Here is a 23,945-nt window from a genome sequence, read left to right as displayed (position 1 = left end):
TGCAGGCTCGAATCAGTGGAGATGTTGTCGAGACGTCTCGACAGTATCCGTTGCCCAAGCGGCGAGGTGCATCGGATAGTGGCAGTAGATCCAGTCAGTGTGCAGTGCCGGCTATTTCGTCGAGAGTCCGTTCGACGGCTCGGGCGATCTTGCTTGCAGGTGGGAGATGCTCGGCATCGGCCTGGATTCCGATCCAGAATGTGTCGTTGTAGGACGCTGCGGTGAAGCCGACGCGGACATTGCCCGCCAACGGGCCCAGAGGCCAGAGTTCGACTAGCGCTGCCCCGTCGAGCGTGAGCGGGCCGCGCGGTCCATGGACGTTGGACGCGACTGCACCGATCATGTGCTGCCGCTTTGCGAGCTTGTCGAAAACGCCGGCGATACGCGGTGACCGAAAGGTTGTTCCCGCAGCGCGTGCGGAAGGTTTGGCCGCAGCGGTTTGCTTCGCGACGATCGCGACTGTGCGTTGTGGGTCGGTTTCACGAAGTGGAAGGTCGATGATCATGAACCCGACGGCATTGCGTGCGCTACCGATCGCTGTGACTGCGACGGGTACCGATACCGCAATCGACTTGGGGATGGGCTCGCCGCATTCTTGGAGGATGAATCGCAGTCCGCCGCCCACCGCAACGAGATAGGCATCGTTCAAAGTGCCTCCCGCTTGCTGCGCGGCATGCTCGATCAGAGAGGTGCGGACGTTGACGGACGAGATCGATCTCGTGGGACCAATGGCGCCCAGCAACACCCGTGATCGGATTGGCCGGTGCAGGAAAGTACCGATTCGAAATCGGAGGAGGTCGAGGGAACCGGCGGCCTTCGGAGGGATGTTCGGCACGGGAGCGCCCGGGTCGGTACTTTTCGAATCAGGTGAGGCGAACAAGCGCTCGAAAAGGTCGCTGGCTCTGGCGCCGTCGAGAACCGCGTGATGCACTCGGATCACAATGCCGCACAGACCCGGTCGAGCTGCAGGAACGAAGGCGATGTGCCACAACGGTCGGGTGGTGTCGAGGGGTTGCATCACGAGTCGACCACAGACGGATTCGAAGTCGGGTTCTGTAGGCCCGCGTTCGTCAAGCGAGAGATGGAGGTCGAAGTCGATGTCGTTTTCCGTCCACCACCATGACCCGTTCCGCATGATCGGTCGCTGCCGCAGTAACGGCTCCTGCGCGATGTGAGCGGCGAGAGTGCGGTGAAGTCGCACTAGATCAGGTCGACCGTCTCGATCGACGAAGCCACCAGGAGCGAGCAGTCCGGCAATAGTGACCAGGTAGGGCTGGACGTGCACACCGAGCTGGAAGCTCGCAGCGTCGACGGGTGATATCGGCACGTCGGGTGTGGTGTCGACCATCTGCTGAGCCTAATCGAGGCGACATGGTGGACGGCGCTGTTTTCGGCTAGCGGATCACCAAGTCGTGGTCGGTGGCGCTGAGCGTGATCGCGGCAATGGGGTTTCCGTGCATCCAGTCCTGCACGAACGCGTCCAGAGCGGGGTTCGATGCCCGATCCGCGTACGCGTCCGACGGGATCTCGATTGCCCCGACGAGGTGGCGCGGATCGGCATCGAGGCCGGATGCGCGGGGAGTCATCCGTAGTCCGTCGGCGGTGTGCAGGACGACCGGAAGAACCGTGCCATCCGGTGCAGTCACGGTCGCGGTCCGCGTGGTGGCGACCGGGTCGAAATGGTCCACGTCCAGTCGGTATCCGGACGGTTGTGCGTGCTGGCCGATCGCGTCGAGCATGCGCGGATCCACCACAGAGTACGGAAACCCGATGTCGATCAGAGTCTGACCGTCGATGGCACCGTCGCGGGCGGGCAAGGTCGTGGACAAGTGCCAGGGGGCAGCGGGGGACAGGGTATCCGTCGACCGGTCTGTCGGCGCGTTTTCGATCAGTGTGCCGAGGAGGGACGCGCCGGTCGGTGTGAACTCCCAGTCGCCGCCGACGAGATCCTTGTGCCAGAAGCCGGATTCGGCGCCGCGGAGACCCTCGACACGCAACTCCCGCCGGTTCAGGCCGGGACCGAGTGAGTGCACACTGATCGCGGATGTAACTTCACCGGGAATTTTGGGCTGGTGCACCCAGTCGGGGGCCGGAAGTTGGATCGCGGCGGTGCTGCGGTCCAGTGTTTCGGCCACGAGGTTGGGTGCCGACGGCTTGTCCGACTGATCTTCCCAGCTGTAGCGGAAGAAGATCGAGTCCGATCCCGAAGAATCGAAATCAAATGTGCGGGTGTACATGTCGCCGTACTTGTTCATCACGAAAGTGGTTGATCCGGCCGCCGACAGCGAGTCCGCCTGGAATCGCCCGCCGAGCGGGCCGCCGATCTCGTAGCTGTCGTCGTTGGGCAGCCACGGGTCCGCGTAGGTTATCCGGCTGCCGTCCCCGGTCAACGTGGGGATCATCGTCATCTTGGCGAGTCCGACGAAGTGAATCCGTCCTGCGACGTCGGTGAAAGTTTGGTTGTCCCAAGGCGACGAGACGCTCAGTGCCCACCCGTTCGGGTGGTCTCCGGGGAGTTGTCGGCCGGGACCGCTCCACAGCGGTGCGCCCCATGCCGAGGTCCAATTCCACACCAGCGGATCCTGGGATGCGTTGTCCATCGTGTAGATCCAGCCGTTGTCGTCGACAGCGACGAGTTCGTCGTCGTCCAGTGATATCCCGACCAATCGTCCACGCAGGCACCCGGGCATCGGCACGAAACGCCACGGTTGAGCCGTTGATGCGCCTGGCTCTCGCGGCCGAGCGAGTAAGTCGTGGTCGACTAGCGCGAAGTCCCAGAAACGATTGAATTGCGTAGTTGGCGTGCGGATCTGGACCGAGCTGGGGGCGGTTGAACCGGTGAATGTCGGTAGGTTTGCCAACCCGACTCGACCTCCACCGGAGGGCGCACCTGGTGGCAGTTGGGCGGTTCCGAATGATATGCAACTGGCCGGCCCAGGTTCGGTGGGCGCGGCAGCGGCGAGGGGAGTGGACCACAGGAGGGCGGCGGAGAGTAGGACGCCGACGCTCAGCAGTCGCGGTCGGTGCGGGTGCGAAACTCCACTCGCGGTCTCGTTCACCGTCCGATTGTCGCATGATCGGCACGTTGAATCTGCGAATTGTGAGGTTTGTCCATCTGTGTCGGTTGCGGCGAGAGTGCCGATCGCTACGTTGGTTGTTGTGAGTGGAACGAGAGTGCGTGTACTGCAAAGGTATTCGCCGTGTAGCTGAGTTTTGCCATGACCTGCAGATACGGTGGGGTGATGAGAAGGCCGAAGTCGCTGGGTGAATGGTTGGTAGCTGACCCTCCGGAGTCGTCCAAGCCACCGGGGCCGATTCTTTTGGCATTCACCGTTGTTCCGCTCATTGCGTTGGTCTGCCGGCATTACGGTTGGTGGCCTTCGCCGTTCGGGGAGTACAGATGGTTGGATCCCTTCCTCGTCAGCGCCGCGGCTCTGCTCATCTTGATCGTGGTCGGTCTGGTGTGGGCGATCCGCACCCTCTATGCCCTTGGCCAGGACCGGCGGTGGTCGTGGTGGATTCTGTCCTCCCCGATCGCCGTCATCGCTGCAGTAGCTCTGGTGTTGTTGATGCCGCCGGCAACTTTCCTCGACAAGAGCGGAGAGTTCGAGACCATCGCGATTGGTCTTTTGGAGCAGCCTGAATCGACCGTGGAAGAGCTCGAGATCGGCCAGTTCGATATCAGTAGTGCCCATGTCGTGCGGCCGGATGAGGTCTACTTCATCGACAACGACAGCATGTTCATCACCTCGAGTGGGTGGGTGTACTCGCCCAGCGGCCCACCATCGGGGTTCGATGATTTCTCCGCAACTCACCTCGGCGGACCTTGGTACGAGTTCACGGCGGTATGGCGTGACTGATAAATCGAGTGGCCTGTAACGCAGGCCTGTAGCTACCATCGCGGTGTGGATACGTACACGGTGACGCCCCATGGGCGTGAGGGGGTTGTCGGCGTCGTCTTCGCCGGCGACAGATAGCGCATTTCGGACCCGACAGCACTTGGTGCTGATCGGGCCATGAGCTGTACCCACCTTCACCGAGCCACGATTGGTATACACCCATGATCATTTTGACCGATACATCTATTCGTTCCAGCCTCGTCAACGCGAGTCGTAAGGAGAAGTCCGATCTCACCCTGCCGGACGGCTTCGGCACCATCGACTTCGACGCTCTCGACTACCTGGGCTGGCGAGATCCGAAAATGGGCCGACGCGCCTACGCGATCGTCCCGACACTCGACGGGGAGACCATCGGAGTCTTGCTCGTTCAAGCCGAGGCCACTCCGCGATCGCGCGCCCAGTGCTCCTGGTGCCGCGACACGCGACTCCCCAACGAGGTCGTCTTCTACGGCGCCAAGTTGGCCGGGCCCGCCGGTCGACGTGGCAGCACGGTCGGAACACTGATCTGCCGAGACTTCCAGTGCTCGTCCAATGTTCGTAACGACCCCCCGCTCCCGTATGCCGGCTACGATGCCGCCGCTGCGCGCCAGAACCGGAAAGATGAACTGGTGCTGCGGGCTTCGAGTTTTGTCGAGCGGGTGGCTCGGCAGTAGAGCGGACCAAATCGGGGACGAGATAGCACCCTGTTGCGACGTTCGTCCCCCTTTCCTGACTCAGGGAGGGGGACGAGCTGTCTAGACGGGTTTGATCCGACGAGCACTTCGAGACGACGCGACATGTGGCGTCGCACATGATTGCGCGGTCACGGCGTTGCTCGACGCAACGTCGCCCAGGCTCCGGCGATGCACGCGATGGCAAGGGCCAGAGGGAGTAGTGCCATCGGTACCACTCGGGGAGTATCGACAAACCACGAACCGATCGCCGGCCACCACCCAGCCCAGGTGATCGCGATCGCTGACAAGCCGAGCAAGCCGAAAAGCCCGGTGAGGGAGGCGAGTAGACCGGTGATCCTCCACCGCTGGTAGATAGCACCTGCCAGCATTGCGATCGAACTGGTCAGCAGCAGCGTCGCGAACAGTGCGAGCAACTGTACGGCGGTGTTGTCGGTGAAATAGCGTGCGATGCCGAACATGCGCATGTGCACACCCCAGCCGTTGGTGGCGGACTCCAGCACGGACAGCAGTTGCAGCGCGATTGCGAAGACTGCGGACTGTGCCAGCGCCATAACCGTGGTGGCAGTGAAGAACTCGCGGCGAGTCACGCTCAGTCCGAGCGCGAATGGGAACGTCTGCGTCATCGACTGGAGGTAGAACGCCAGCACGAAACCGTAGACCGAGAACACACTGCCGGTGAATCCCTCACCCTCCTCGTTCCCGACGATCGCGTAGATAGTGAAGCTGATCAGGAACGAGATCAACAGGATGCCCACCGGCCAGGCGATCAGCAACGGCCACGCGACCGTGTGCAGTTGTAGGACGGCACCGATCCTGGACCGAGCGGGCGTCTTCGGGACCGTCCGTGGCTCTGTCGTTGCGATACTCATACGGTGATCTCCTTGCGCTGCGTCGAAGTCGCGATGACAAGTTCCTGCAAAGATGCCGGTTCCACTTGGACTCCTGCCTCCCGCAGTCGGTTTCGCTCGGTCTCTGTCACATCGGCCTGCAACATGATTCGGCTGTGGGCGCCCAGTGTCTCCCGGCGCAGGACCCTGCCGGACGCAGCAACGGCATCCACCGCATCAATGGGACCGGATACCACCACGGCGCGGCTACGCAGTGCATCCGCGTCTGCGTCGACGACAATCCGGCCGCCGTCGACGACAATCACGTGCTCGAGTAGATTGGCTACCTCGTCGATCAGGTGAGTCGAAAGCACCACAGTGCGAGGATGTTCGGCGTAGTCCGCAAGCAGGCGATCGTAGAACAGTTGGCGTGCAACGGCATCGAGACCGAGATACGGCTCGTCGAAAAGCGTCAGGGGCGCGCGGGAGGCGAGTCCGATGATCACCCCCAATGCCGACCGCATGCCGCGTGAAAGCTTCTTCACCTTGCGACAGAGGGGAAGTTGGAAGTCGTCGAGCAGTGTCTCGGCGAACGCGTGGTCCCAATTCGGGAGTAGATGGCCGGCGGCGACGAGTACGTGCTTGACCTTGAGGTCTTCGGGGTACGTCTGGCTTTCCTTGACGAAGCACACGTTCGCCAGTACGTCGGCATTTTCGAACGGGGCAGCGCCGAATACCTCGACGTCGCCGCGGGTGTGCAGGTCCTGCCCGGTCAGTATCTGCATGATCGTCGTCTTGCCTGCGCCGTTACGGCCGAGTAGGCCGTAGATCTTGTTGCGGCTGATCTCGAACGAGACGTCCGCGAGCGCGTCGACATCCCCGTACTTTCTGTCCACGGAGCGCATCGAGGCGACAAGTTCAGTTTCGTCGAAACGCCTGACTCGGGGCTCGGTCGTTGTCGTGCTTGCGTTCATCGGTCCGCCTTCCAGTCGTCCAGCATGGATTTGAGTTCGCCGAGGGAAATCTGGAGCCGGTCGGCCTCCGCGACCAGCGGCTCGATGTACTGGCGCGCGAACGCTTCTCGGCGTCTGAACCTGAGTGCGTCGCGGGCACCGACCGTGACGAACATTCCGATTCCCCGTTTCTTGTAGAGGATCCCCTCGCCTACGAGCTGATTGAGGCCCTTGGCTGCCGTCGCCGGATTGATTCGGTGGAACGCCGCCAGTTCGTTGGTTGAGGGCACCTGCCCGTCTTCCGGCAGGGAGCCGTCGATGATCGAGCCTTCGATCTGCTCGGCGATCTGCTGGAACAGTGGTCGTCCGTCGTCGATCACGATGATCGATGCCCGATGTTCACTGGTTCATTACTCATGTAATGAACCATAGAACATCGTGGGGCATGTTGGCAATGAGATCGCGGAATCTGGCACCGATGACTTGGGTCTCCGAGCGCTGCCTATCGGGACATTCATCGCAGAGGCTGATGGAACAGCTTGGATGCAGACCGGCTACGACTTCCAGATCCCGGGGCGTTGCGCACAGGCATTGAGCTTCTTCGAAACCATGGAACCGCCGATCTAGGTGGTCGACCACGGGACGGGGCACCTTCGGGTGGCCGGTAGTTATCGCCTCAATGAATTCGGCCACCTCGTCGAAGGCGGCAACTATGTCGCGGGGGTCATTCTGCATGGACGTTGTCGATGGAGAGTTCGCTATGTGTTGACGCAAACACCCGTCAGCATCGGCAGTTCGCCACCCACCCGTGAAGCAGGCGAAACCACCAGCCTCGGCTTAGGGGCGTAACCCGTAGTCGTAGAACGGAAGCCGGACCGCACGCGGCGGTCGGGCCCCTTTTCGTCAACCCAAAGACGGAGTCGTATCCACCGCAAGTAGGGACTTAGCGCCCCGTTTTGGTGTTTCTGTACTGATTTGCAATCCCGATACGTACGCTTCGGGCCAGGGAATCGGACACTCGACCAGCAGGGGTATCTATGCCGAATGTGACAGTGAAATTCGGGGGTTCAGACCCGGAAACAGCAGACCTCGCACGCCGGGCACTGCAACCAGTACTCGACAGCATCTACCGCACATACCGCAGGAAACCGCTCCCATTCGTCGAAGCCGCACTTAGACGCGCAGGTCGAGGAAGCTTCTCACAAGCAGGAATTGAACGATTCGCCGACTACATTTCAAGAGGAGACCGACCGATTCTCACCACATAGCGGCCGCTCGTGATCAGGCCGAAGACCGAAGCGCTTCCACCGGCTACCTGTTCGACGACCTAAATTGGTCAGTGCCAACTAGGTACAGGTCCATCGTGGTCAACATCAACATCAAGAGACAGCGCCCGCGTCCGAGATCGGTAGCTTGCCTCCCCGTAGCAAGGGCACTCGAGCCAGCAGACGTATTCGATCAAACGGAGCTGAGGAGGCTGATTCAGCAGATGCACATTAATCGACCTCTGTGTGAATTCTGCTCACGGTGCACACTCGCGTGATCAAACCAGTCGGCGCTGTGACATTCGGTTGCTGATCCTATTCGGGGCGGCCTCGACCGACTATTTGAGACCTGTCAAACATAAGCTCCCCTTCCTGGCCAGGTAGGGGAGCTTATGTTTGTGACCACCGCACGATCCACGCATCTTCTGATATGCAGGTTTCAGGCAGAGCTGAAAATGTCATCCACATGCGGTCGGCCGATCTTCTCTACAAGTCGGGAGCGGTTAGTGGCCCTGCGCCTTCTAATGAGAAGGGGATCGTGGAACCGTTCGCCATCGCCACGATCATGTTGACGATAGCAAAGAGGACGTTATCCATTTGAATTCACCTCCTCGCTCCGTCTAGGGCCCGGCAAGATTCGCTACTGCATACAGGGCAGATGTCCTGCTATCGAAATTGGGACCTGCAATGTAAGCGGGCGAGCCTGGACCGAATGAGGTGACTGTCCTGATATATCCGAGGCGATTCGAGGAGTTGTAGTCCACCAACCAAGGTCCACCAGAAGCACCTGCGCCAAAGTTGCCCGGTTTGGGAGTTGCGTGAGAAGCCGTAGCTCCGAACGTCATAACCAGGGAAGGCGCTGCGATGCTGCGGGGAATAAGGTTTCGACTCTGGACACTTACGGCCTTCTATCGAATTGGGGCCAATCTGCCGGTTCTAAAGATCTTCGGGAAGGTAGCACGACGCTAATGTGACAGTCCTCGAAACTGGCGTATTTCTTCGAGCTTTATCCGGCTCTCTGGATCCGGAGTGTATGGGTTGATCCATGGATGATCCGAGCAGGCACAAGATGTAGGTTGGTGAGTTTTTCAATGTGCAGAGCGAGGTCGTACATTGGCACTTACGGTTAGGGCGTCCGATACTTAGGAAGAATACGTACTTGATTCTTTTCGAAGGTGATTTTTGACGGACTTGGGTATTTTCACAGTTGTGATTGTGAGAAGATCTGCATTCTTGCATGAGTTGTGGTCCCCGGTGTCCGGGTGCGCTACGGCAGATCGGTTTCAAAAACTTCAACTGATAAGCGCGCGGAGTCCGAGCGGAGACAGTTTCCAACCCCATCGGTTGGTAGTCGCGCTCGAATCACTGATGGACGGCAAACGAACCGAGGTACCGGCGACCATCGGCTTCGAGGTCGACAGCACTCTCCTGACAGTGCGCGCAATGGACACCGATTCAGGCCGGGGGACGACCAGTCGGACTGCATCGATGAACTGCAGAATTCCGAGACGCGGTCCTCTAGCACCCCCATTTTCGTTGGATTCACATTGACTGATCACTGAATGGAGGGGTTGTGTACCTGCCGTGTACCTGTCACAGGATTGGGTCCCAAACAAGCGAAGTTCGACTGCCTCAAAAGGGCTCTGAACTGCGGAGAATCTGTGGAGCCGATGACGGGAATCGAACCCGCGTATTCAGCTTGGGAAGCTGATGTTCTACCATTGAACTACATCGGCGTCGCAGCCGACCGGACGTGTTTTCACCGCCGATCAACGTGCTTTCCGAACATTATCAGACGAGCTTTCAAGCGGCGGTGTCCCCGGCCGCCATTGATCAACACAGGCGTGTCGAAGTCGGCGCCTTCGGTAAATGATTTGCCCAAAATTTTTGCGCAGGAACACCTTTCGGGATGGAGAACTTGAGATAGGTGGGGCTGGGCTCTCCCGTGGGAGTCCAGAACCCGCGCATCGTGTTCGGTAACCACAGTGTGATCGCCCCGGCGATGGGCCGGCACTGCCCGCAGAACCGGTAACCTCTACCTGTGCTGCTCTCCGATCGTGACATCCGTGCCGAAATCTCCGTTGGACGTCTGGGTATCGACCCTTTCGACGACTCCATGGTGCAACCGTCGAGCGTCGACGTGCGCCTCGACGGTCTGTTTCGGGTTTTCAACAACACGCGGTACACGCACATCGACCCGGCACTTCGCCAGGACGAGTTGACCAGCCTGGTCGAACCGGCAGAGGGCGAGCCGTTTGTGCTTCATCCCGGCGAGTTCGTTCTCGGTTCGACTCTCGAAGTGTGCTCACTGCCGAACGACCTCGCCGGCCGTCTCGAAGGTAAGTCGAGCCTCGGGCGCCTGGGCCTTTTGACGCACTCCACCGCCGGCTTCATCGACCCGGGTTTCAGCGGCCACATCACACTGGAGCTGTCCAATGTCGCAAACCTGCCGATCACGCTCTGGCCGGGAATGAAGATCGGACAGCTCTGCCTGCTCAAGCTCTCGAGCGCTGCAGAGTTCCCCTACGGAAGCTCCGAGGCCGGATCCAAATACCAGGGCCAGCGCGGCCCGACACCGTCGAAGGCGTACCTGAACTTCAACCGCGGCTGAACGAACGAACTTCGGGGGGAGTCGCATGATCGGAATTTTCTACGGTCTGGTTTTCATGAACTTGTTGTTCGTGACCAGCACCGTGTGTTTGATGAAGCCGTCCAAAGCCAGTGTTGTTGTGACCGTCTGTGCAGGGGTGGCGTGGCTGTTCTTCAATGGACCGCTGGAAGGTCAGGTCTTGTGGTCGTTGAACAGAGAACACGGTCTGACGGTCTCGGATCTGATGTCGCTTGTTGCCTTCGGCATCGCCGCTCGTGGTTGGAATCAGGTTCGCAAAGCCCGTGAAACCGTCGACGCAGATCGTTTCTGACCTGCGCGCTCACCTGGATTGACCGCCACGATTCGGACAGATGTTTCGACCTGGAGCACAACAGTCGTCGAATCGGGCACAATTACTGGTTATGTGGTGGATTGTCGGAGGCGTACTACTCGTATGGGTCGTGTGTTCCATTCCGATTGCCATCCTGGTGGGGCGGGGTATCGCGCGTCGGGACCGCGCGGAATTCGACGGGCGAAATCAACAGTGGGCCGACGAGGTTGTCAGGTCGATCGAGAAGCAATCGGAGCAGGACAATGCCGATCGGCGTAAGCCACCACTGATAAGCTGACCAGCTGGACTTTTCCGGAGGTGAGTGGGCATGGAACTTCCATCCGATACTCCCGACGACGTCGTGGCCGCGGCCGCCGGCGGACCAAGGGTTCCGCAGTTCGATCCCACAGTGGGGATTCCGGTAGTTCCGCCAGGGGGAGATGCTCCCCACCGGTTGGTGGTCATCGGCGATTCGCTGTCGCAGGGATTCCAGAGCGGGGCGATCTTCAATACCGATCTGTCGTATCCGGCGATCATTGCTCACCAGCTGGGCCGGCTCGACCATTTCCGCTTTCCCCGTTACGGCGGCCCGGGCGGGCTTCCGCTCAACATCGAACTGTTGCTCCGCACCCTCGAGGAGCGCTTCGGCCCACGGCTCGACCTCTGGGAGGTTCCGCTCGCACTCTTTGCTGCACGTGCGTTCATGGATCAGGTAGAGGACTACTGGGAACGCGGACCGGGCAGCGAAGCGCCGACGTTCTCGGCAATCAACCACAACCTCTCGGTGTACGGGTGGGATCTTCGTGACGCTCTGACCAAGACGGCGCAGTGCTGCGAGGATGCACTTCACCAACCGCACGACGATTTGATCAGCCAGATCGTCGAGAACAACGGCGAGCGCGCCGCACTGCGAGTTCTGCCGCGAGGCTCCGACGCCGAGAAGCGTATGACCGCGTTCGACGCAGCAGCGGAGTTGGGCAAGGAAGGCATCGAAACTCTGATCGTCTTCCTCGGTGCCAACAACGCGCTCCGCACCGTCACCGAACTTCGAGTCGAGTGGAGCGGCAACAACTTCCGTGATCCGGGCGGCAAGCGCGACTACACGGTGTGGCGGCCTGAGCACTTCGCGTCGGAGTACGCCGAGGTGCTGGCCGCGATCCGCAAGATCAACGCCCAGCACGTCATCCTCTGCACCGTCCCACACGTGACCATCGCACCGATCGCCCACGGGCTCGGGGGGAAGATCGAAATCGGATCCCGCTACTTCCCGTACTACGCACGACCGTGGGTGCGCGACACCGACTTCGACCCACAACGCGATCAGCACATCACCGGCGCGCAGGCGTGGGCCGTCGACACCGCAATCGACATGTACAACGACGGAATCGAGCAAGCCGTCGCGAATGCCCGTCGGGTGGGGAAGGACTGGTACCTCTGCGATATTGCCGGGTTGCTCGAGCGCGTGGCCTCACGGCGCTACGTCACCGACGTCAATGCGCGGCCGTCATGGTGGACGCCGTACCCCCTTCCCAAGGCGCTGACCGACTTGCAACCCGTGCCGGACTCGCTGTTCTACTCCGCCGACGGTCGCGGCGGCCGCGCTTCGGGCGGCCTCTTCTCGCTCGACGGCGTTCATCCCACGACAGTCGCGTACGGGGTGATGGCGCAAGAACTGGCGAACATCATGGTCACGGCAGGGGTCCAGTTCGACCGCGCTCAGATCGATTTCGACCGACTCGTCCGACGCGACACCTTGGTGCGCACTCCGCCGCAGAATCTCGATTCCACGCTCGGCGTCATCGGCTGGGCCGACGAGCATCTCGGCTTTGCCAAACGTGTGTTCGGCCTCTGACTTTCAGCTTGCCTTCGACATCGTCGGTGCAACGATGCGTTCCGCGTACTCCCGCAGCAGTGCCACCAGGTCTGCGTCGTCGACGGAAAGTCTGCCGGTCGGACCTATCGCAGCCAAGGCGCCGACGACACACCTTTCCGCGTCGTGGATCGGGACGGCGACGGCGGAACGTCCGACACGAATCTCGTCTACCTCTCGGGCGGGCTCACCGCGCCGGATCCGCGAGAGTTCGAGTTCCAATGCGTCGCCGTCGGTGATGGTGTGTGCGGTGACCTTTCGCAGTGGGGCCTCGGCCAATTCGGGTCGGTTGGCGAGGAGCAGCTTCCCGATAGCCGACGCGTGAACGGCTGTGACCAGTGTCCGTTCACCACTGAGTTCGTGGTCGGGATCGCGATCGACGAGCCGAATTCTGTTTTCTGCAAACGACGCGAGGTAGACGCCGAACCGTAGCTGTTCGCGGAGTTCTTCGAGGAGCACCGAATTGTCGATGGGTGTGGGTTCGGCGGCAGCCCCGGCTAATTCACGGGTGCGTCGGCCTAGTGCGAAGCCGGAGAGGTCGGCGATCCGAACCAGGTAACCGTCGGCGACAAGGATGTTGAGTAACCGATACGCAGTGGCAGGTGGGATGTCGGCCAGGGCGGCAATGTCCTTGGCGGTGGCTCCCGATCCGAGCCTGGCCGCCGACTCGAGGAGGGCAAGGGCGCGCTGAACCGCTCGGGGTTCGTGCCCACCGAGGTCGCGTGGTCGGCCCACCATCAGCGGGCGCCGGCAGTCGGCTCGCCCACCAGCACGATGTTTCCGGCTGCGTCGGTGGCGAACACCCCAGCTCCTGGTAGTACGTCCTCGGTTTCGGGACTGTCGAAAGCGCCGACGTGCAGCAGACTTTTGGGGCTTCGGCGTCGCAGGTAGAACTGCCAGAGTGTGCCCGAGGTCAGGATCACGAGTACGGCGATCGGTGCAACGTACGCGTGGTCGATCGTGTTGGCATAAACCAGGTAACCGAGGACTATCGCGCCGGCACCACTGCCACACGACGCGGCCGCGAGAACGCCGGGAGTGTGCTCGCCGATCCGTGTCAGGAAGACAACGGATGCGATAGCCGTCAGTGCATAGGCCACGATGACGGCGCCGCGAACAGTCAGCCGAACGTCGTCGAAGATTTCTCCGCGCCCGAGAACGGCAAAGGTTCCGCCGCCCAGCAGGACGGTGCAGACCACGGTAGTCAATGCGAAGTAGGGCGTACGGAAGGCACTGTGAACCGAGGCGAACCGGCGGGGGAGTAGGCGCTCGACACCGAACGAATAGACCAGGCGTGACGCAGCATTGGACGACGCCATCGAGGACGCCAGCCACGAGCACCCCAGACCGACGTTGAGCGCGATCACGACACCGGGGCTCACGCCCGTCGCCGTTCCGTGGAGATAGGCGTTGACGAGGGTGTCACTGCGCCCGGACCAAGCGGCCCAGCCCGCGAAGATGAAGAGCGATCCACAGATGATCGGAGTGAGAAGGACTGTGCGGGTGACGGTTACCAGCGGGCGACGGGCCTCGGGGCCGAAGAAGGCCGCGCTCTCGAATCCGGCGAGAGCGAACACGGCAGCCAGGGCGGTGAGTAACAACCCGTGGCCGGAGGTGGGTGGAACGATCTGTGCTTGTTGACTTCCGGAACCGCCCAGGATCATGAGCCCGACGATGAACAGAAGTGAACAGCTTTCGACGACGAGGATCGCGAGCGCGGCAAATCTGACACTTCGCACGAGAGCGCCGAGAATCAGCAAGGCTATCCCCAGATAGAGCGCGATGACGTGAAAAGTCTTGTCCACGTGCACACCCGCGAAGCCGAGCAATGCGATTGCGGCCTGTCCGCCGTGATAGAGCGTCATCACCGCGCTGCCGACGTACTTGACCAGCATGGCGATGCCGGTGGTCAATGCTGCCCGGGTGCCCAGGCCACGAAAGACGAAGCTGTGCAATCCGCCCGACGCAGCCATTCGGCGAGTGAACTGCGAAACGCAGAAGGCTATGAGCGTCACCAGCACGGTGGCCGCGATGATGGTGATCATCCCGCTCAACAATCGGCCGTGTGTCAGCATGGTGACGGGCAGAACGACCATCGACACAGCAGGGGCAGTGGTTGCCACCGACTGGGCCAGCACTTCGGCGCCCGAGAGTTGCCGACGGCCCAACGCCCGCAGCGGTGATCGCGCCGGGGGCTGCTTCTCGCGCGTGGTGAAGGACCGCGCGATGGCTTCGGTGAGAGCGGACATGTCGCGTCACGCTAGTCCGGTTCTGTAACGCCGATATTGCGGGCATGCTTCCGCTGATCGCACTCGGGTGAGAGAGCCCGATGCTGATGCTCGCAGGTTTCTCACTCGGTCCCCACTGACTGTTTCCTGTGCGTCAAGTTCCGGACCCAACGCTCCTGAAGTCTGTGTTCAACACCAACCACCCGGGTCACCGGGAGCACACTGGGGAGCTCGAATGCCATACACACGTAGATCTTTCATGCGCAGCCTGGGAATCACCGGCGGCGCCGGCCTGGCACTCGGTGCTATGTCGTCCATCGGCCTGGCGCCGGCAGTGGCGTCGACGCCGAGGCGATTTCAGGCACCTGCTGCGGGTGACCTGATCGGAAAGGTCAAGGGAAATCACTCCGTCGTGATCCTCGGCGGCGGACCGTCCGGGCTGTGCTCTGCCTACGAACTGCAGAAGGCCGGATACAAGGTCACCGTCCTCGAAGCACGCAACCGCCCGGGTGGTCGGGTGTGGTCGATCCGCAACGGCACCGAAGAAACCGACCTGAACGGTGAGACACAGACCTGTACGTTCTCGGAAGGGCACTTCTACAACCTCGGTGCGACGCGTATTCCGCAAAATCACAACACCATCGACTACTGCCGCGAACTGGGCGTCGAACTGCAGATGTTCGGAAACCAGAACGCGAACACCTTCGTCAACTACACCGGCAACAAGCCGCTGGCGAATCAGTCGATCACCTACCGAGCAGCCAAAGCCGACACCTACGGATACATGTCCGAGCTGCTGCAGAAGGCCACCAATCAGGGCGCTCTCGACCAGGTCTTGAGCAAGGAAGACAAAGAAGCACTCTCGTCCTTCCTCACCGACTTCGGTGATCTCTCCAGCGACGGCCGCTACGTCGGATCCTCGCGTCGAGGGCACTCCGCGGAGCCGGGCGCCGGCCTCAACTTCGGAACCGAGATCGAACCATTCGGGATGAGCGATGTCATCCAGGGCGGCATCGGGCGTGCATTCTCCTTCGAGTTCGGTTACGACCAGGCCATGACGATGATGACCCCCGTCGGTGGCATGGACCGGATCTACTACAAGTTCCAGGACGCGATCGGGATGGACAACATCGAGTTCGGCGCCGAGGTCAGCGGCATGAAGAACGTGCCGGAAGGCGTCACCGTCGACTACGTCGTCGACGGCAAATCCAAGTCGATCACCGCCGACTACGCAATCTGCACGATCCCACCGCACCTGATCAAGCGGCTGAACAACAACCTGCCCTCCGACATCCTGCTCGCGTTGGATGCAGCCAAGCCGTCGTCGTCGGGCAAGCTCGGTATCGAATACTCGCGTCGGTGGTGGGAGACCGAGGACCGCATCTACGGTGGCGCGTCCAACACCGACCGCGACATCTCCCAGATCATGTTCCCCTACGATCACTACAACTCCGACCGCGGCGTCGTCGTCGCGTACTACAGCTCGGGTAAGCGTCAACAGGCTTTCGAATCGCTCACCCACCGTCAGCGGCTGGCAAAGGCCATCGCCGAAGGCGCAGAAATCCACGGCGACAAATACACTCGCGACATCTCGTCGTCCTTCTCCGGAAGCTGGCGTCGCACCAAGTATTCGGAATCCGCCTGGGCATCATGGGCCGGCGCGGGAGATTCCCACGGCGGCATGGCAACTCCCGAGTACACCAAGCTGCTCGAACCCGTCGACCGGATCTACTTCGCCGGCGATCACCTCTCCAATGCCATCGCCTGGCAGCACGGGGCCTTCACGTCCGCGCAGGACGTCGTGACCCACCTGCATCAGCGTGTTGCGCAAACTGCCTGACGTGCTTCGTTTTCCATCACTTTCTCTGGAGGTCACATCATGAAATCTCGCAGAACCAAGGTCCTTGCAGCGGCATTCGCCGCCACTACGCTACTGGGCTTCGCCACTGCCTGCTCGTCTGACGAGGCGGACGCCGAGACCGCATCGAGTTCGTTCGTCTCGAAATCGATTCTCGAAGCGGGGCAGGCAAACCCGATGATCGCTCAGGGCGTCGCGATCGGCGGCGACACCGCAATCTACAAGACCAGCGGCATCGGCCCGTCGGCAGGAAACAAGGCGGCGCCGGAAGGTTCGCCGGAGTCGTACATCGACGGTCAGTTTTCCGGCGGTGTTCTGCCGGCCGGTGTCACCGTCACCGAGGCGCAGGGCATCAACGTACTCAAGAAGATCCGCGACAACCTCGAAGCACAGGGATTGAGTCTCGAAGACGTCGTGACGATGCGCGTCTTCCTCGACAACGCGCCGGGATCGGACAAGGCCGACTACACAGGATGGAATCGCGCGTACCGGCAGTTCTTCGCCAACACCAATCTCGACACGGGTGACACCGAGTTGGTGCCGATGGGCACGGCCGAGCCGATCGCTCCGATCGAGCGAAACAGCGCCCGGCCCACCCGCTTCGCCCTCGAGGTTGCCGGACTGCCCGTTGCCGGTTGGCTCGTCGAGGTAGAGGTCGATGCGGTGTACCCCGACGGCAAGGAACCCGCCTGATGGGCGCGCTCAGCCCGACTCACTGGGCGATCGTCGCAGTAGTGCTCGTGGTGCTGTTCGGTTCGAAGAAGCTGCCCGACGCGGCCCGGGGCCTCGGCAGGTCGATGCGGATCCTGAAGTCCGAAGTCGGTGAACTGCAGTCGGATACGGACCTCGCGTTGGAGCAGCGAGACTGACCCCCGTGCGCGGTTGAGGAGCCCCCACACTCCTCAACCGCGCACAGGTCTACTAGATCAGACCTTCGGAACGAGCTACCGACGGTGGTGACGGCGGACCCTTCACGAAGACATCGATCAGCACGTCCTCGTCCTGGTACGACGCGAACTGCGCCAACCCCGGCGTCTGGCGCACAGCCGAATGAACAGCGTCACCGTTTTGCGGATACTCCGGCACGACGTGACGCCAATGGGCGCACAGCAGCGTTCCGCCAGGCTCGAGATGCTCGACGACCTGCAGCATTGCCTCGATGAGCTTTTCGAAGGTCAGGTAGTAGCCGACTTCGCTGATGACGACGAGGTCGAAGGTTTCTTCGGACCAGTCGTCACCCAAGGCCCAGAGCCGAAATTCGGCGTCATGTCCGGTAAGCCTCGCACGAGCGCTCTCGAGTGCGGTCGGGACGATGTCGGTGGCGAGAACGCTGTCGCAGCGCTCGGACAACTTCTCGGTGAGAACCCCGATCGAGCACCCCGGTTCGAATGCGCGACGGTATCGAGGTTTCGGGAGCATAGCGACACTGAGTGCGTACTTCCGCTGCTCGTACCAGCGGGATTCGAAATCCCATGGGTCGGACTGTGCGGCATACATCTTGGCGAAGTAATCCGCGGGGAGTTCACGATCGCTCATACGAACACCGTCTCGTACGGCCTCAGTAATCGTTCCATCGCGTGGCGGGGGAGGATGGGTGCATCCGCGGGATGATCGGAAAGCGGAGCGATCTGTGAAGTGAACTCATTGGTGGCAGCAGATTTCGCAGCCTGAACGTCGGAGGGCAAGGTCACCTTTCGTGCTCTTTCCCACGGGACTGCCGCATGATCCGGCGCGGCCCAATGCCACGCCCAGATGGGATACTCGATCAAGCGCGATCCAGTGTCCGCGCACGCCCTCGCCGCCGCGTCTCCGGTGGCTTCGTGGTCCGGGTGGCCGTCCCCGCGCCACGTGGAGGCGCACCAGGTATCCGCCGAGGAATCACCGAGAATCGAGCTGAGGCGGTCGGTCAACTCCTGTCGGTTCTCGCCGATCTTTCCGTCCGGGATGCTCAATCGAACCGGTGTGGGAATTCCGAGGACACGCGCTGCCCGATCCGACTCGGACCGTCGACGGCGTTCCATCTCGGGCTGAGTCACGGTCGGTGAATCGGGATGCGAAGCTCCGCCGTCGGTGACAGATACGACCTGAACACTGATGCCGGAAAGTATTGCCAGAAGAGCGGTTCCGCCCAGACCGAGTATTTCGTCGTCGGGATGGGGAGCGACGATGATCAATCGTGAGCATCCGGTGAGATCCAGTTCCGGAAAACTTCTTCCCCACTCCCGCCATGTCGATTCGGGAGTACCGCCGTCGTCGACAGGTTTCTGCGCGAACAGTTTCGAGTTCACCACGGCCGTTTCCCCTTGGCTGCAATCCGGCCCAGCTCGGCGAGATCCTTCTCGGCGTGACTCTGCCGCAAGTAGACGGTGAGATCGGCTACCCGTGCGGCGTGCGCGGCGTCCATGCAGAGCGGTGCGGCGCCGAGAGCGCGTCCCACCCGATCCAGGGTCTCGGTAGCGGCGCGCTCGACAATTGCGCGCACACGGAGTGCCCGCTGCATGGCCTCGGCATTTTCGTCGAAGGGATCCGCATCGATCTCGGCCGCCGCGACTGCGAGCGCGTTGCGCGCTGCGGCGAGCGCTGCATCGACCGCGCCGAGGTGTGCGAGTACGTAGGGGTCTTCGCTGCTTGCAGCCTTGTCGTACAACGGATCAGCGACGCCGCAGGCGCCGCCGTACCAGCATGCAGCCACGCCGATCGCGCCGTGCCAGAACCCCGGGCGGCTCAGGTAGTCGCCTGCCGTCCCGACCGGTATGGCCGGAACCATGTCGAAGTCGACCGCGCTGGAGTCGCTTTCGGCCATACCGACGGCCTTCCACGAATCGGGAACGGGATGCACCCCAGGTAGTCCGAGCTCGACCGCGAAGAGGGAGGGGACACCGTCGACCAAGGCGGTGATCAGTGCATGCGTGCAGGTGTTGGCGCCGGAACACCACAACTTGCGACCGGTGAGCGTCCAGATCCCCACGTGCTCAGACGCATTCACCACAGGTTCGGGTGGCTCGGCCGCCCACACTCCCCACAGCTGCCCGGGTTCGGGATCCGGTCCGTCGAGTTCGGTGAGTATCGCGACGGCATCGGTGTGAGCCTCAGCCATCCGGCCGAGAACCACATTCTCCCGTGTGAGCTCTGCCAGGGAGGTCCACCGTGCGGCCGTCGCGCCGCCGCCGGGCAGCGGCAAGTACAGTCCACCTGCGTCCAGGAGTGTGTGTAGTCGTTTCATCGTGCCAGCTCCGCTTCTTCGTTATCGGCGGTCGTACCACCCAGGTTACGGATATGTCCGGCAAAGCCGCCCGGAGTTCGGCCGTCGAGACGCGCAGACGTGGTGACCGCAATGTCCTCTGCCCACGCGATACAGGCACCGGCCTCGCTCAACCGCCGGACGAGATCGACATCCTCGTCTTCTTCGAGATCGCAGAATCCTCCGACGTCCCAGTACATATCGGCGCGGACACCGAGGTTGGCACCGTGGACGTGACCGTGTCGACCATAGGGGTGTGCGTGGTACATACGTTCGTACCGTTCGCGAACGGAGTGCGGATGGCCTTCCCAGTCCGCGATGCGAACGGTGCCCGCGACGACGTCCGCAGTACGCGCATACTCCAATTGGCGCGCAATCCAGGTGGGGCCGACCACCGAATCGGCATCGGTCGTGGCGAACCACGCTGAGGCCCCCAAATCCGAGCCGAACGCAGAGAAACCCGTCGCTCGCGAACGGCCGACGTTCTGATGCTCGACGCGGAGTACTTCCACCCCGTCGGGGATGACCCCCGCGGTTCCGTCCGAACAGTTGTCGAGGACGGCAACCACTCGGACGGGGACAACGCAAGCCGACGCCGCTGTTGCGAGTGCACGAACGCAATTGGGGAGGTCTTCGGCTTCGTTGTGGGCGGGAACTACGACAAGAACCTGGTCGATTGGCACAGTGACGATCCTTTCCTCACCCTGGTACGGTCGGGTCTTCTTTCGTCCCGGTTCTCAACAGATAACCACATTTCGGACGGGTGCCGCCGCGCGACCGCCAGCAGCCGTGCAGGTCGAAAACTGTTTCGGTGAAACATCTCTGGATACGTTTGAGAGATGTGCCGGCGGGGTACAAGACGGGGTTTTGCGACTGTGCTTTCGGGTGCAAAACGGGGTTTTGCACCGAAGAATCTTCAGAACCGGCGGTGGCGCACCGAATCGACGAGCATCCGGGCCACCTCGTGCAGTTTCACGTTGGTGTGCTGCGATTGCTGAACGAGCCGGCTGAATGCTTCGTCGGCGTCGATGCCGTGGATGGCGATCAGCACGCCCTTGGCTTGTTCGATCTCGGCACGAGATTCCATGGCGCAGTGCAACTGTTCGATGTGCTCGTGTGCCTGACGCCAGCGTCGTGAATCTGCGATCGCCGCGCCCGCACCGGCGGTGAACAATTTCATCAACTCTTCGTCGAAGGGCTTGAACTCTGTCGAGGCGAATCCGTAGACGTTGAACGCGCCGAGAAGTTCGGTGCTTCCTTCGCCCATGGTGAGCGGCACGGACAAGTAGGACCGGACACCTTGTTTCCGGGCCTCGGCGGTGAATTCCGGCCATTTGTCGTCGTGATCACCCACCTTCGACCGAACCGACGACATGGTGCGCGCGGCGTCAACGCACGGACCACGATCGGCGGAATGCTGGGCATCGTCTATCGCGGAAAGGTAGTCCGCGGTAGATGCAGCAGTTCGTGGGCCATCGGCGGACAGCACCGTCACGCTGACAGCATCGGCATCCGGCAGCGCTTTGACCGCCGTCTCGGCCAGACGTTGGAGCATGGAGTCGAGATGCGCGTCCGTGTTCAGAGTGGACCGGAGTCCGGCAATCGCTTCGGCGAGGGTGTCGAGCGAATCTGCTGCGGAAGCAAACGCCGCGGCTCCCTGTGGGGTGTCCGCATTGCCTGTCATGATTCAGGTCTACTCCGCAAATTGCGGCGATGTAACCGTTCCAGGCGGTCTTTGCTTCGATGTTGCATGAAATCCGAGGTTCCTGGGTAGCCGCACGCAGCGATGTGCGATGTCGCCTGAAAAAGAGGAGCCGATGATGATCCTGCGTTTACCTGGTGTGTATCCACCGCAACACGACACGTCGTTACTGGCGGATGCGCTGCTGTTCGAGCGCCTCACCGCTCGCAGTCGGGTGCTGGATCTGTGCACGGGGACCGGCGCCCTCGCTGTCGCGGCATCCGCGGCAGGCGCAGGCCACGTCGTCGGGGTCGACATATCTCGCCGAGCGTGTGCCAATGCTCGTCTTAACGGGATCCTCAACGGAACCTCGATCGACTCCCGTCGTGGCGACCTCACCGAGGCGGTGCACGGCGAACTCTTCGATCTGGTGATCTCCAACCCGCCGTACGTCCCTGCTCTTGCAGATGATCTCCCTACCGCTGGAATCGAACGTGCTTGGGACGCAGGCAAGGACGGACGCGCCCTCATCGACAGGATCGCAGCCACCGTTCACGAGGTGCTCGTCCCGGGCGGCACACTGCTTCTCTTGCAATCGGTGCTGTGTGGGGTCGACAAGACCGAGGCGATACTCGAAGAACACGGTATGGCCGTAGAGATTTCAGCCCGGAAGTACGTTCCCTTCGGGCCCGTGATGCGCGAGAGGCGCACCATGCTCGAGGCACGAGGGTTGATCACCACCGGTCAGGAAATCGAACAACTCGTGATCATTCGCGCAACGAAGTCTTGCCCTTCTCCCAACTCGATGTGAGGTGATCGCCGAGAAGATCGTCGAACGCCAGGCACGCTGCGGCGCCGAACAAGATGTCATCAGTGCGGTGCGGCTGCGAAGAGGCGAGACCGCCGGCAAGTTCCCGAACGGCGATCTGTTCGTGAACGGAATCCGCTTCCACGTGCTCGTCGTAGAACAGTGTCGCGTCCGAACCGAATCCGAGTCGGCGCAGTCCTGCGCTGTATCGTTTGCTCGGCAGCGCAGACGTGGTCTCGACAGCGCACAGGTGCCCGACCAGCGTTCCGAGATGGCGGCGATGAAAACCGAAGAGCGAGAGAGCATTCAACGACGCCAACGTTACCGCGGGAACAGAATCGATGTAGTGGCCGTAGCGGTCCGAAAGACCTACAGCCCGCATGGTGTCGGCAAAAAGACGCGAATGCATTCGCTCTGCGCGGCCGCCTCCGTACTCGTCGCTCTGCACTTCGACGAGGGCGGCCTTGACGGCACCGGAGAGGCGCGAAATTCCGAGGGTGTGCACATCCGCCTCGCGGAGCTGATTGAGCGAACGGTGAATCAGCACCTCCGAGAACTGATCGATCGTTGCATCCTTCGCCATGAAGGACGCAAGACCGGGGCCTGCACTGGGGGCGGTCATCGACCAGAGGTCGGCCACGACGTCGCCAGACGACTCCACTGTCCCCACGAGCTGCGCGATGGCGGACTCGAAGCGCTCTTCGATCCGAGACCGCACCGCGAGCAGGTCGGGATTCCACTCCCATTTGTCCGAGACGTTCTCGATTCCCTGCAAATGAAGCTCGTAGAGGAGCGTCAGGGTCAGCTGAGCGTCGTCGTCACGAAGAATGTCGTAGGTGAGGTCGGTGGACTGTGCATCCTCGTACGCGTCAGCGGCAGCCGTGATCTCCCTCGGATCGGCCGAGGAGCGCAGAATGGAAACGAGAGTGGCGCTCAGTGGGCCGCGGGCCTGTGGAACAGGCATGGAAGTGGGCACACCAGTGGCCGAATCGAGAACTGAAGAGGACATATGACCGCGTTTCCCGAATCGTCATCTGCCGAAACACCGAGTGTTCCCGGTAACAACACCACCATAACCGCCTGCACGGACGGCCCGCTGCTGGTGCGTGGTGACTTCGAGTTGCTCCGTGACGACGGCACTCCGATAGAGAACAAGCGCTCTACGGTTGCATTGTGTCGATGTGGGCGGACCGGCATCGCGCCGTTCTGCGACAGCTCCCACAAGAAGAAGCGGGCGAGAGCGACGTAACCGGTGCCAATTCGGAACAAGCCCGACCCGTGAACCAAGACGATCCGGAAACCAAGAAAAGGCTGGATGCCGGCACCATGCGGTGCAGCGTCCAGCCTTTTCAGTCTGAAGTCAGACTGGGATCGAACTCAGATGGCGCGAACGTTCTGAGCCTGGGGGCCCTTCTGGCCCTGTCCGATCTCGAACTCGACCTTCTGGCCCTCGTCGAGGGACTTGTAGCCGCTGCCCTGGATCTCCGAGTAGTGAACGAACACATCCGGTCCGCCACCTTCCTGCTCGATGAATCCGAAGCCCTTTTCACCGTTGAACCACTTGACACTGCCCTGAGCCATAACCAAATTCTCCTGGATCCATCGAGCCGAGCCCTCCCATCGAGAGTCCGGTCTCACACCTGATCCTGCCATGCTCTTCTTTTTCTGTCTCCAATTACATGCATGGCGAGTTGCAGTATTTGACGGCTTTGTCCCGTTC

At 61.6% G+C, this 23,945-nt stretch carries 24 protein-coding genes and 1 tRNA gene; 10 read left to right on the top strand and 15 right to left on the bottom strand.

What is annotated here, in order from left to right; genetic code table 11:
* Window positions 1-94 precede the first annotated feature (94 nt).
* Together PCS43_RS19220 and PCS43_RS19215 are read right to left on the bottom strand one after the other, a co-directional pair.
* The gene (locus tag PCS43_RS19220) at window positions 95-1,348 is read right to left on the bottom strand and encodes a wax ester/triacylglycerol synthase domain-containing protein (RefSeq protein ID WP_054780856.1); all 1,254 of its coding nucleotides are present in this window, start codon (window positions 1,346-1,348) and stop codon (window positions 95-97) included.
* A 46-nt stretch (window positions 1,349-1,394) separates the two neighbouring features.
* Window positions 1,395-3,059, bottom strand: coding sequence for a hypothetical protein (locus tag PCS43_RS19215; RefSeq protein WP_231916172.1), 1,665 nt, complete (start codon window positions 3,057-3,059; stop codon window positions 1,395-1,397).
* Between the two features lie 183 nt (window positions 3,060-3,242).
* Between PCS43_RS19215 and PCS43_RS19210 the strand changes: the two genes are divergently transcribed.
* On the top strand, window positions 3,243-3,860 hold the full coding sequence (locus PCS43_RS19210; RefSeq protein ID WP_007726510.1) for a hypothetical protein: 618 nt from the start codon (window positions 3,243-3,245) through the stop codon (window positions 3,858-3,860).
* 200 nt (window positions 3,861-4,060) lie between these two features.
* A complete protein-coding gene (locus PCS43_RS19205) occupies window positions 4,061-4,552 on the top strand; it encodes an FBP domain-containing protein (RefSeq protein ID WP_007726512.1) in 492 nt (163 codons plus the stop codon).
* A gap of 149 nt (window positions 4,553-4,701) precedes the next feature.
* Here PCS43_RS19205 and PCS43_RS19200 read toward each other — a convergent pair whose 3' ends face one another.
* From PCS43_RS19200 to PCS43_RS19185, 4 genes are all read right to left on the bottom strand, one after another.
* Window positions 4,702-5,442, bottom strand: a complete 741-nt coding sequence (locus PCS43_RS19200; RefSeq protein ID WP_007726514.1) for a hypothetical protein — start codon at window positions 5,440-5,442, stop codon at window positions 4,702-4,704.
* Window positions 5,439-6,374 (bottom strand): ABC transporter ATP-binding protein, encoded by a 936-nt coding sequence (locus PCS43_RS19195; RefSeq protein ID WP_042452339.1) that lies wholly within the window; start codon window positions 6,372-6,374, stop codon window positions 5,439-5,441. Before PCS43_RS19195 ends, PCS43_RS19200 begins: the two co-directional genes overlap by 4 nt.
* Complete coding sequence (locus PCS43_RS19190; protein ID WP_064114318.1) at window positions 6,371-6,733, bottom strand: GntR family transcriptional regulator; 363 nt, start codon at window positions 6,731-6,733, stop codon at window positions 6,371-6,373. The genes PCS43_RS19195 and PCS43_RS19190 overlap by 4 nt, the downstream gene beginning before the upstream one ends.
* Before the next feature lie 2,547 nt (window positions 6,734-9,280).
* Window positions 9,281-9,354 (bottom strand) — tRNA-Gly (locus PCS43_RS19185).
* A 305-nt stretch (window positions 9,355-9,659) separates the two neighbouring features.
* On the opposite strand from PCS43_RS19185, the gene dcd reads away from it, so the two are divergent.
* The 3 genes from dcd to PCS43_RS19170 all read left to right on the top strand — a co-directional run bounded on the left by dcd (window position 9,660) and on the right by PCS43_RS19170 (window position 12,391).
* Window positions 9,660-10,229, top strand: a complete 570-nt coding sequence (gene dcd, locus PCS43_RS19180) for a dCTP deaminase (protein ID WP_003943702.1) — start codon at window positions 9,660-9,662, stop codon at window positions 10,227-10,229.
* Window positions 10,230-10,254: 25 nt separating this feature from the next.
* Window positions 10,255-10,539, top strand: coding sequence for a hypothetical protein (locus PCS43_RS19175; RefSeq protein WP_042452329.1), 285 nt, complete (start codon window positions 10,255-10,257; stop codon window positions 10,537-10,539).
* A gap of 328 nt (window positions 10,540-10,867) precedes the next feature.
* Window positions 10,868-12,391 carry a hypothetical protein gene (locus tag PCS43_RS19170; RefSeq protein WP_149357786.1) on the top strand — a complete coding sequence of 508 codons (1,524 nt, stop codon included), beginning with the start codon at window positions 10,868-10,870 and terminating at the stop codon, window positions 12,389-12,391.
* Window positions 12,392-12,394: 3 nt separating this feature from the next.
* On the opposite strand, the gene PCS43_RS19165 is transcribed toward PCS43_RS19170, so the two are convergent.
* A complete protein-coding gene (locus PCS43_RS19165; protein WP_076948779.1) occupies window positions 12,395-13,147 on the bottom strand; it encodes an IclR family transcriptional regulator in 753 nt (250 codons plus the stop codon).
* A complete protein-coding gene (locus PCS43_RS19160; protein WP_042452324.1) occupies window positions 13,147-14,658 on the bottom strand; it encodes an APC family permease in 1,512 nt (503 codons plus the stop codon). Before PCS43_RS19160 ends, PCS43_RS19165 begins: the two co-directional genes overlap by 1 nt.
* A 238-nt stretch (window positions 14,659-14,896) precedes the next feature.
* Between PCS43_RS19160 and PCS43_RS19155 the strand changes: the two genes are divergently transcribed.
* From PCS43_RS19155 to tatA, 3 genes are read left to right on the top strand one after another with little or no spacing between them, the layout of a single operon-like run.
* Window positions 14,897-16,477, top strand: a complete 1,581-nt coding sequence (locus PCS43_RS19155; protein WP_003943721.1) for a flavin monoamine oxidase family protein — start codon at window positions 14,897-14,899, stop codon at window positions 16,475-16,477.
* A 39-nt stretch (window positions 16,478-16,516) separates the two neighbouring features.
* A complete protein-coding gene (locus PCS43_RS19150) occupies window positions 16,517-17,188 on the top strand; it encodes a Rid family hydrolase (protein ID WP_076948780.1) in 672 nt (223 codons plus the stop codon).
* Window positions 17,188-17,364, top strand: a complete 177-nt coding sequence (gene tatA, locus PCS43_RS19145) for a Sec-independent protein translocase subunit TatA (protein ID WP_003943732.1) — start codon at window positions 17,188-17,190, stop codon at window positions 17,362-17,364. Before PCS43_RS19150 ends, tatA begins: the two co-directional genes overlap by 1 nt.
* 52 nt (window positions 17,365-17,416) lie before the next feature.
* Here the strand turns inward: tatA and PCS43_RS19140 are convergent, their stop codons facing one another.
* The 5 genes from PCS43_RS19140 to PCS43_RS19120 all read right to left on the bottom strand — a co-directional run bounded on the left by PCS43_RS19140 (window position 17,417) and on the right by PCS43_RS19120 (window position 21,420).
* The gene (locus PCS43_RS19140; protein WP_007726541.1) at window positions 17,417-18,031 is read right to left on the bottom strand and encodes a class I SAM-dependent DNA methyltransferase; all 615 of its coding nucleotides are present in this window, start codon (window positions 18,029-18,031) and stop codon (window positions 17,417-17,419) included.
* On the bottom strand, window positions 18,028-18,786 hold the full coding sequence (locus tag PCS43_RS19135) for a PIG-L deacetylase family protein (RefSeq protein WP_003943643.1): 759 nt from the start codon (window positions 18,784-18,786) through the stop codon (window positions 18,028-18,030). The genes PCS43_RS19140 and PCS43_RS19135 overlap by 4 nt, the downstream gene beginning before the upstream one ends.
* Window positions 18,780-19,718 (bottom strand): acyl-CoA dehydrogenase, encoded by a 939-nt coding sequence (locus PCS43_RS19130; RefSeq protein ID WP_208689803.1) that lies wholly within the window; start codon window positions 19,716-19,718, stop codon window positions 18,780-18,782. The genes PCS43_RS19135 and PCS43_RS19130 overlap by 7 nt, the downstream gene beginning before the upstream one ends.
* The gene (locus PCS43_RS19125; RefSeq protein ID WP_209907861.1) at window positions 19,715-20,419 is read right to left on the bottom strand and encodes a glycosyltransferase; all 705 of its coding nucleotides are present in this window, start codon (window positions 20,417-20,419) and stop codon (window positions 19,715-19,717) included. Before PCS43_RS19125 ends, PCS43_RS19130 begins: the two co-directional genes overlap by 4 nt.
* A gap of 233 nt (window positions 20,420-20,652) precedes the next feature.
* Window positions 20,653-21,420 (bottom strand): GAF and ANTAR domain-containing protein, encoded by a 768-nt coding sequence (locus PCS43_RS19120; protein ID WP_003943624.1) that lies wholly within the window; start codon window positions 21,418-21,420, stop codon window positions 20,653-20,655.
* Between the two features lie 109 nt (window positions 21,421-21,529).
* Here PCS43_RS19120 and PCS43_RS19115 point away from each other — a divergent pair, with 109 nt between their 5' ends.
* A complete protein-coding gene (locus PCS43_RS19115) occupies window positions 21,530-22,228 on the top strand; it encodes a HemK2/MTQ2 family protein methyltransferase (RefSeq protein WP_042452318.1) in 699 nt (232 codons plus the stop codon).
* On the opposite strand, the gene PCS43_RS19110 is transcribed toward PCS43_RS19115, so the two are convergent.
* Window positions 22,185-23,234, bottom strand: coding sequence for an iron-containing redox enzyme family protein (locus PCS43_RS19110; RefSeq protein ID WP_209907863.1), 1,050 nt, complete (start codon window positions 23,232-23,234; stop codon window positions 22,185-22,187). The genes PCS43_RS19115 and PCS43_RS19110 overlap by 44 nt on opposite strands.
* Here PCS43_RS19110 and PCS43_RS19105 point away from each other — a divergent pair, their 5' ends adjacent.
* Window positions 23,235-23,474, top strand: a complete 240-nt coding sequence (locus tag PCS43_RS19105) for a CDGSH iron-sulfur domain-containing protein (RefSeq protein WP_003943717.1) — start codon at window positions 23,235-23,237, stop codon at window positions 23,472-23,474. It abuts the gene before it with no gap.
* 128 nt (window positions 23,475-23,602) lie between these two features.
* On the opposite strand, the gene PCS43_RS19100 is transcribed toward PCS43_RS19105, so the two are convergent.
* Complete coding sequence (locus PCS43_RS19100) at window positions 23,603-23,806, bottom strand: cold-shock protein (protein WP_003943666.1); 204 nt, start codon at window positions 23,804-23,806, stop codon at window positions 23,603-23,605.
* Window positions 23,807-23,945 lie beyond the last annotated feature (139 nt).

The sequence above is a fragment of the Rhodococcus sp. C-2 genome (assembly GCF_027854095.1).
GTDB lineage: Bacteria > Actinomycetota > Actinomycetes > Mycobacteriales > Mycobacteriaceae > Rhodococcus_F > Rhodococcus_F qingshengii.
The sequence above is the reverse complement of the archived record's forward strand: the minus strand, read 5'-3'. Positions and strand labels throughout refer to the sequence as shown.

Bases quoted from the DNA above. Each gene is read 5' to 3' on its own strand.
- PCS43_RS19220 (WP_054780856.1), bottom strand. From the start codon at position 1,348: ATGGTCGACACCACACCCGACGTGCCGATATCACCCGTCGACGCTGCG.
- PCS43_RS19210 (WP_007726510.1), top strand. From the start codon at position 3,243: ATGAGAAGGCCGAAGTCGCTGGGTGAATGGTTGGTAGCTGACCCTCCG.
- PCS43_RS19205 (WP_007726512.1), top strand. From the start codon at position 4,061: ATGATCATTTTGACCGATACATCTATTCGTTCCAGCCTCGTCAACGCG.
- PCS43_RS19200 (WP_007726514.1), bottom strand. From the start codon at position 5,442: ATGAGTATCGCAACGACAGAGCCACGGACGGTCCCGAAGACGCCCGCT.
- PCS43_RS19195 (WP_042452339.1), bottom strand. From the start codon at position 6,374: ATGAACGCAAGCACGACAACGACCGAGCCCCGAGTCAGGCGTTTCGAC.
- PCS43_RS19175 (WP_042452329.1), top strand. From the start codon at position 10,255: ATGATCGGAATTTTCTACGGTCTGGTTTTCATGAACTTGTTGTTCGTG.
- PCS43_RS19170 (WP_149357786.1), top strand. From the start codon at position 10,868: ATGGAACTTCCATCCGATACTCCCGACGACGTCGTGGCCGCGGCCGCC.
- PCS43_RS19165 (WP_076948779.1), bottom strand. From the start codon at position 13,147: ATGGTGGGCCGACCACGCGACCTCGGTGGGCACGAACCCCGAGCGGTT.
- PCS43_RS19160 (WP_042452324.1), bottom strand. From the start codon at position 14,658: ATGTCCGCTCTCACCGAAGCCATCGCGCGGTCCTTCACCACGCGCGAG.
- PCS43_RS19155 (WP_003943721.1), top strand. From the start codon at position 14,897: ATGCGCAGCCTGGGAATCACCGGCGGCGCCGGCCTGGCACTCGGTGCT.
- PCS43_RS19150 (WP_076948780.1), top strand. From the start codon at position 16,517: ATGAAATCTCGCAGAACCAAGGTCCTTGCAGCGGCATTCGCCGCCACT.
- tatA (WP_003943732.1), top strand. From the start codon at position 17,188: ATGGGCGCGCTCAGCCCGACTCACTGGGCGATCGTCGCAGTAGTGCTC.
- PCS43_RS19140 (WP_007726541.1), bottom strand. From the start codon at position 18,031: ATGAGCGATCGTGAACTCCCCGCGGATTACTTCGCCAAGATGTATGCC.
- PCS43_RS19130 (WP_208689803.1), bottom strand. From the start codon at position 19,718: ATGAAACGACTACACACACTCCTGGACGCAGGTGGACTGTACTTGCCG.
- PCS43_RS19120 (WP_003943624.1), bottom strand. From the start codon at position 21,420: ATGACAGGCAATGCGGACACCCCACAGGGAGCCGCGGCGTTTGCTTCC.
- PCS43_RS19115 (WP_042452318.1), top strand. From the start codon at position 21,530: ATGTCGCCTGAAAAAGAGGAGCCGATGATGATCCTGCGTTTACCTGGT.
- PCS43_RS19110 (WP_209907863.1), bottom strand. From the start codon at position 23,234: ATGTCCTCTTCAGTTCTCGATTCGGCCACTGGTGTGCCCACTTCCATG.
- PCS43_RS19105 (WP_003943717.1), top strand. From the start codon at position 23,235: ATGACCGCGTTTCCCGAATCGTCATCTGCCGAAACACCGAGTGTTCCC.
- PCS43_RS19100 (WP_003943666.1), bottom strand. From the start codon at position 23,806: ATGGCTCAGGGCAGTGTCAAGTGGTTCAACGGTGAAAAGGGCTTCGGA.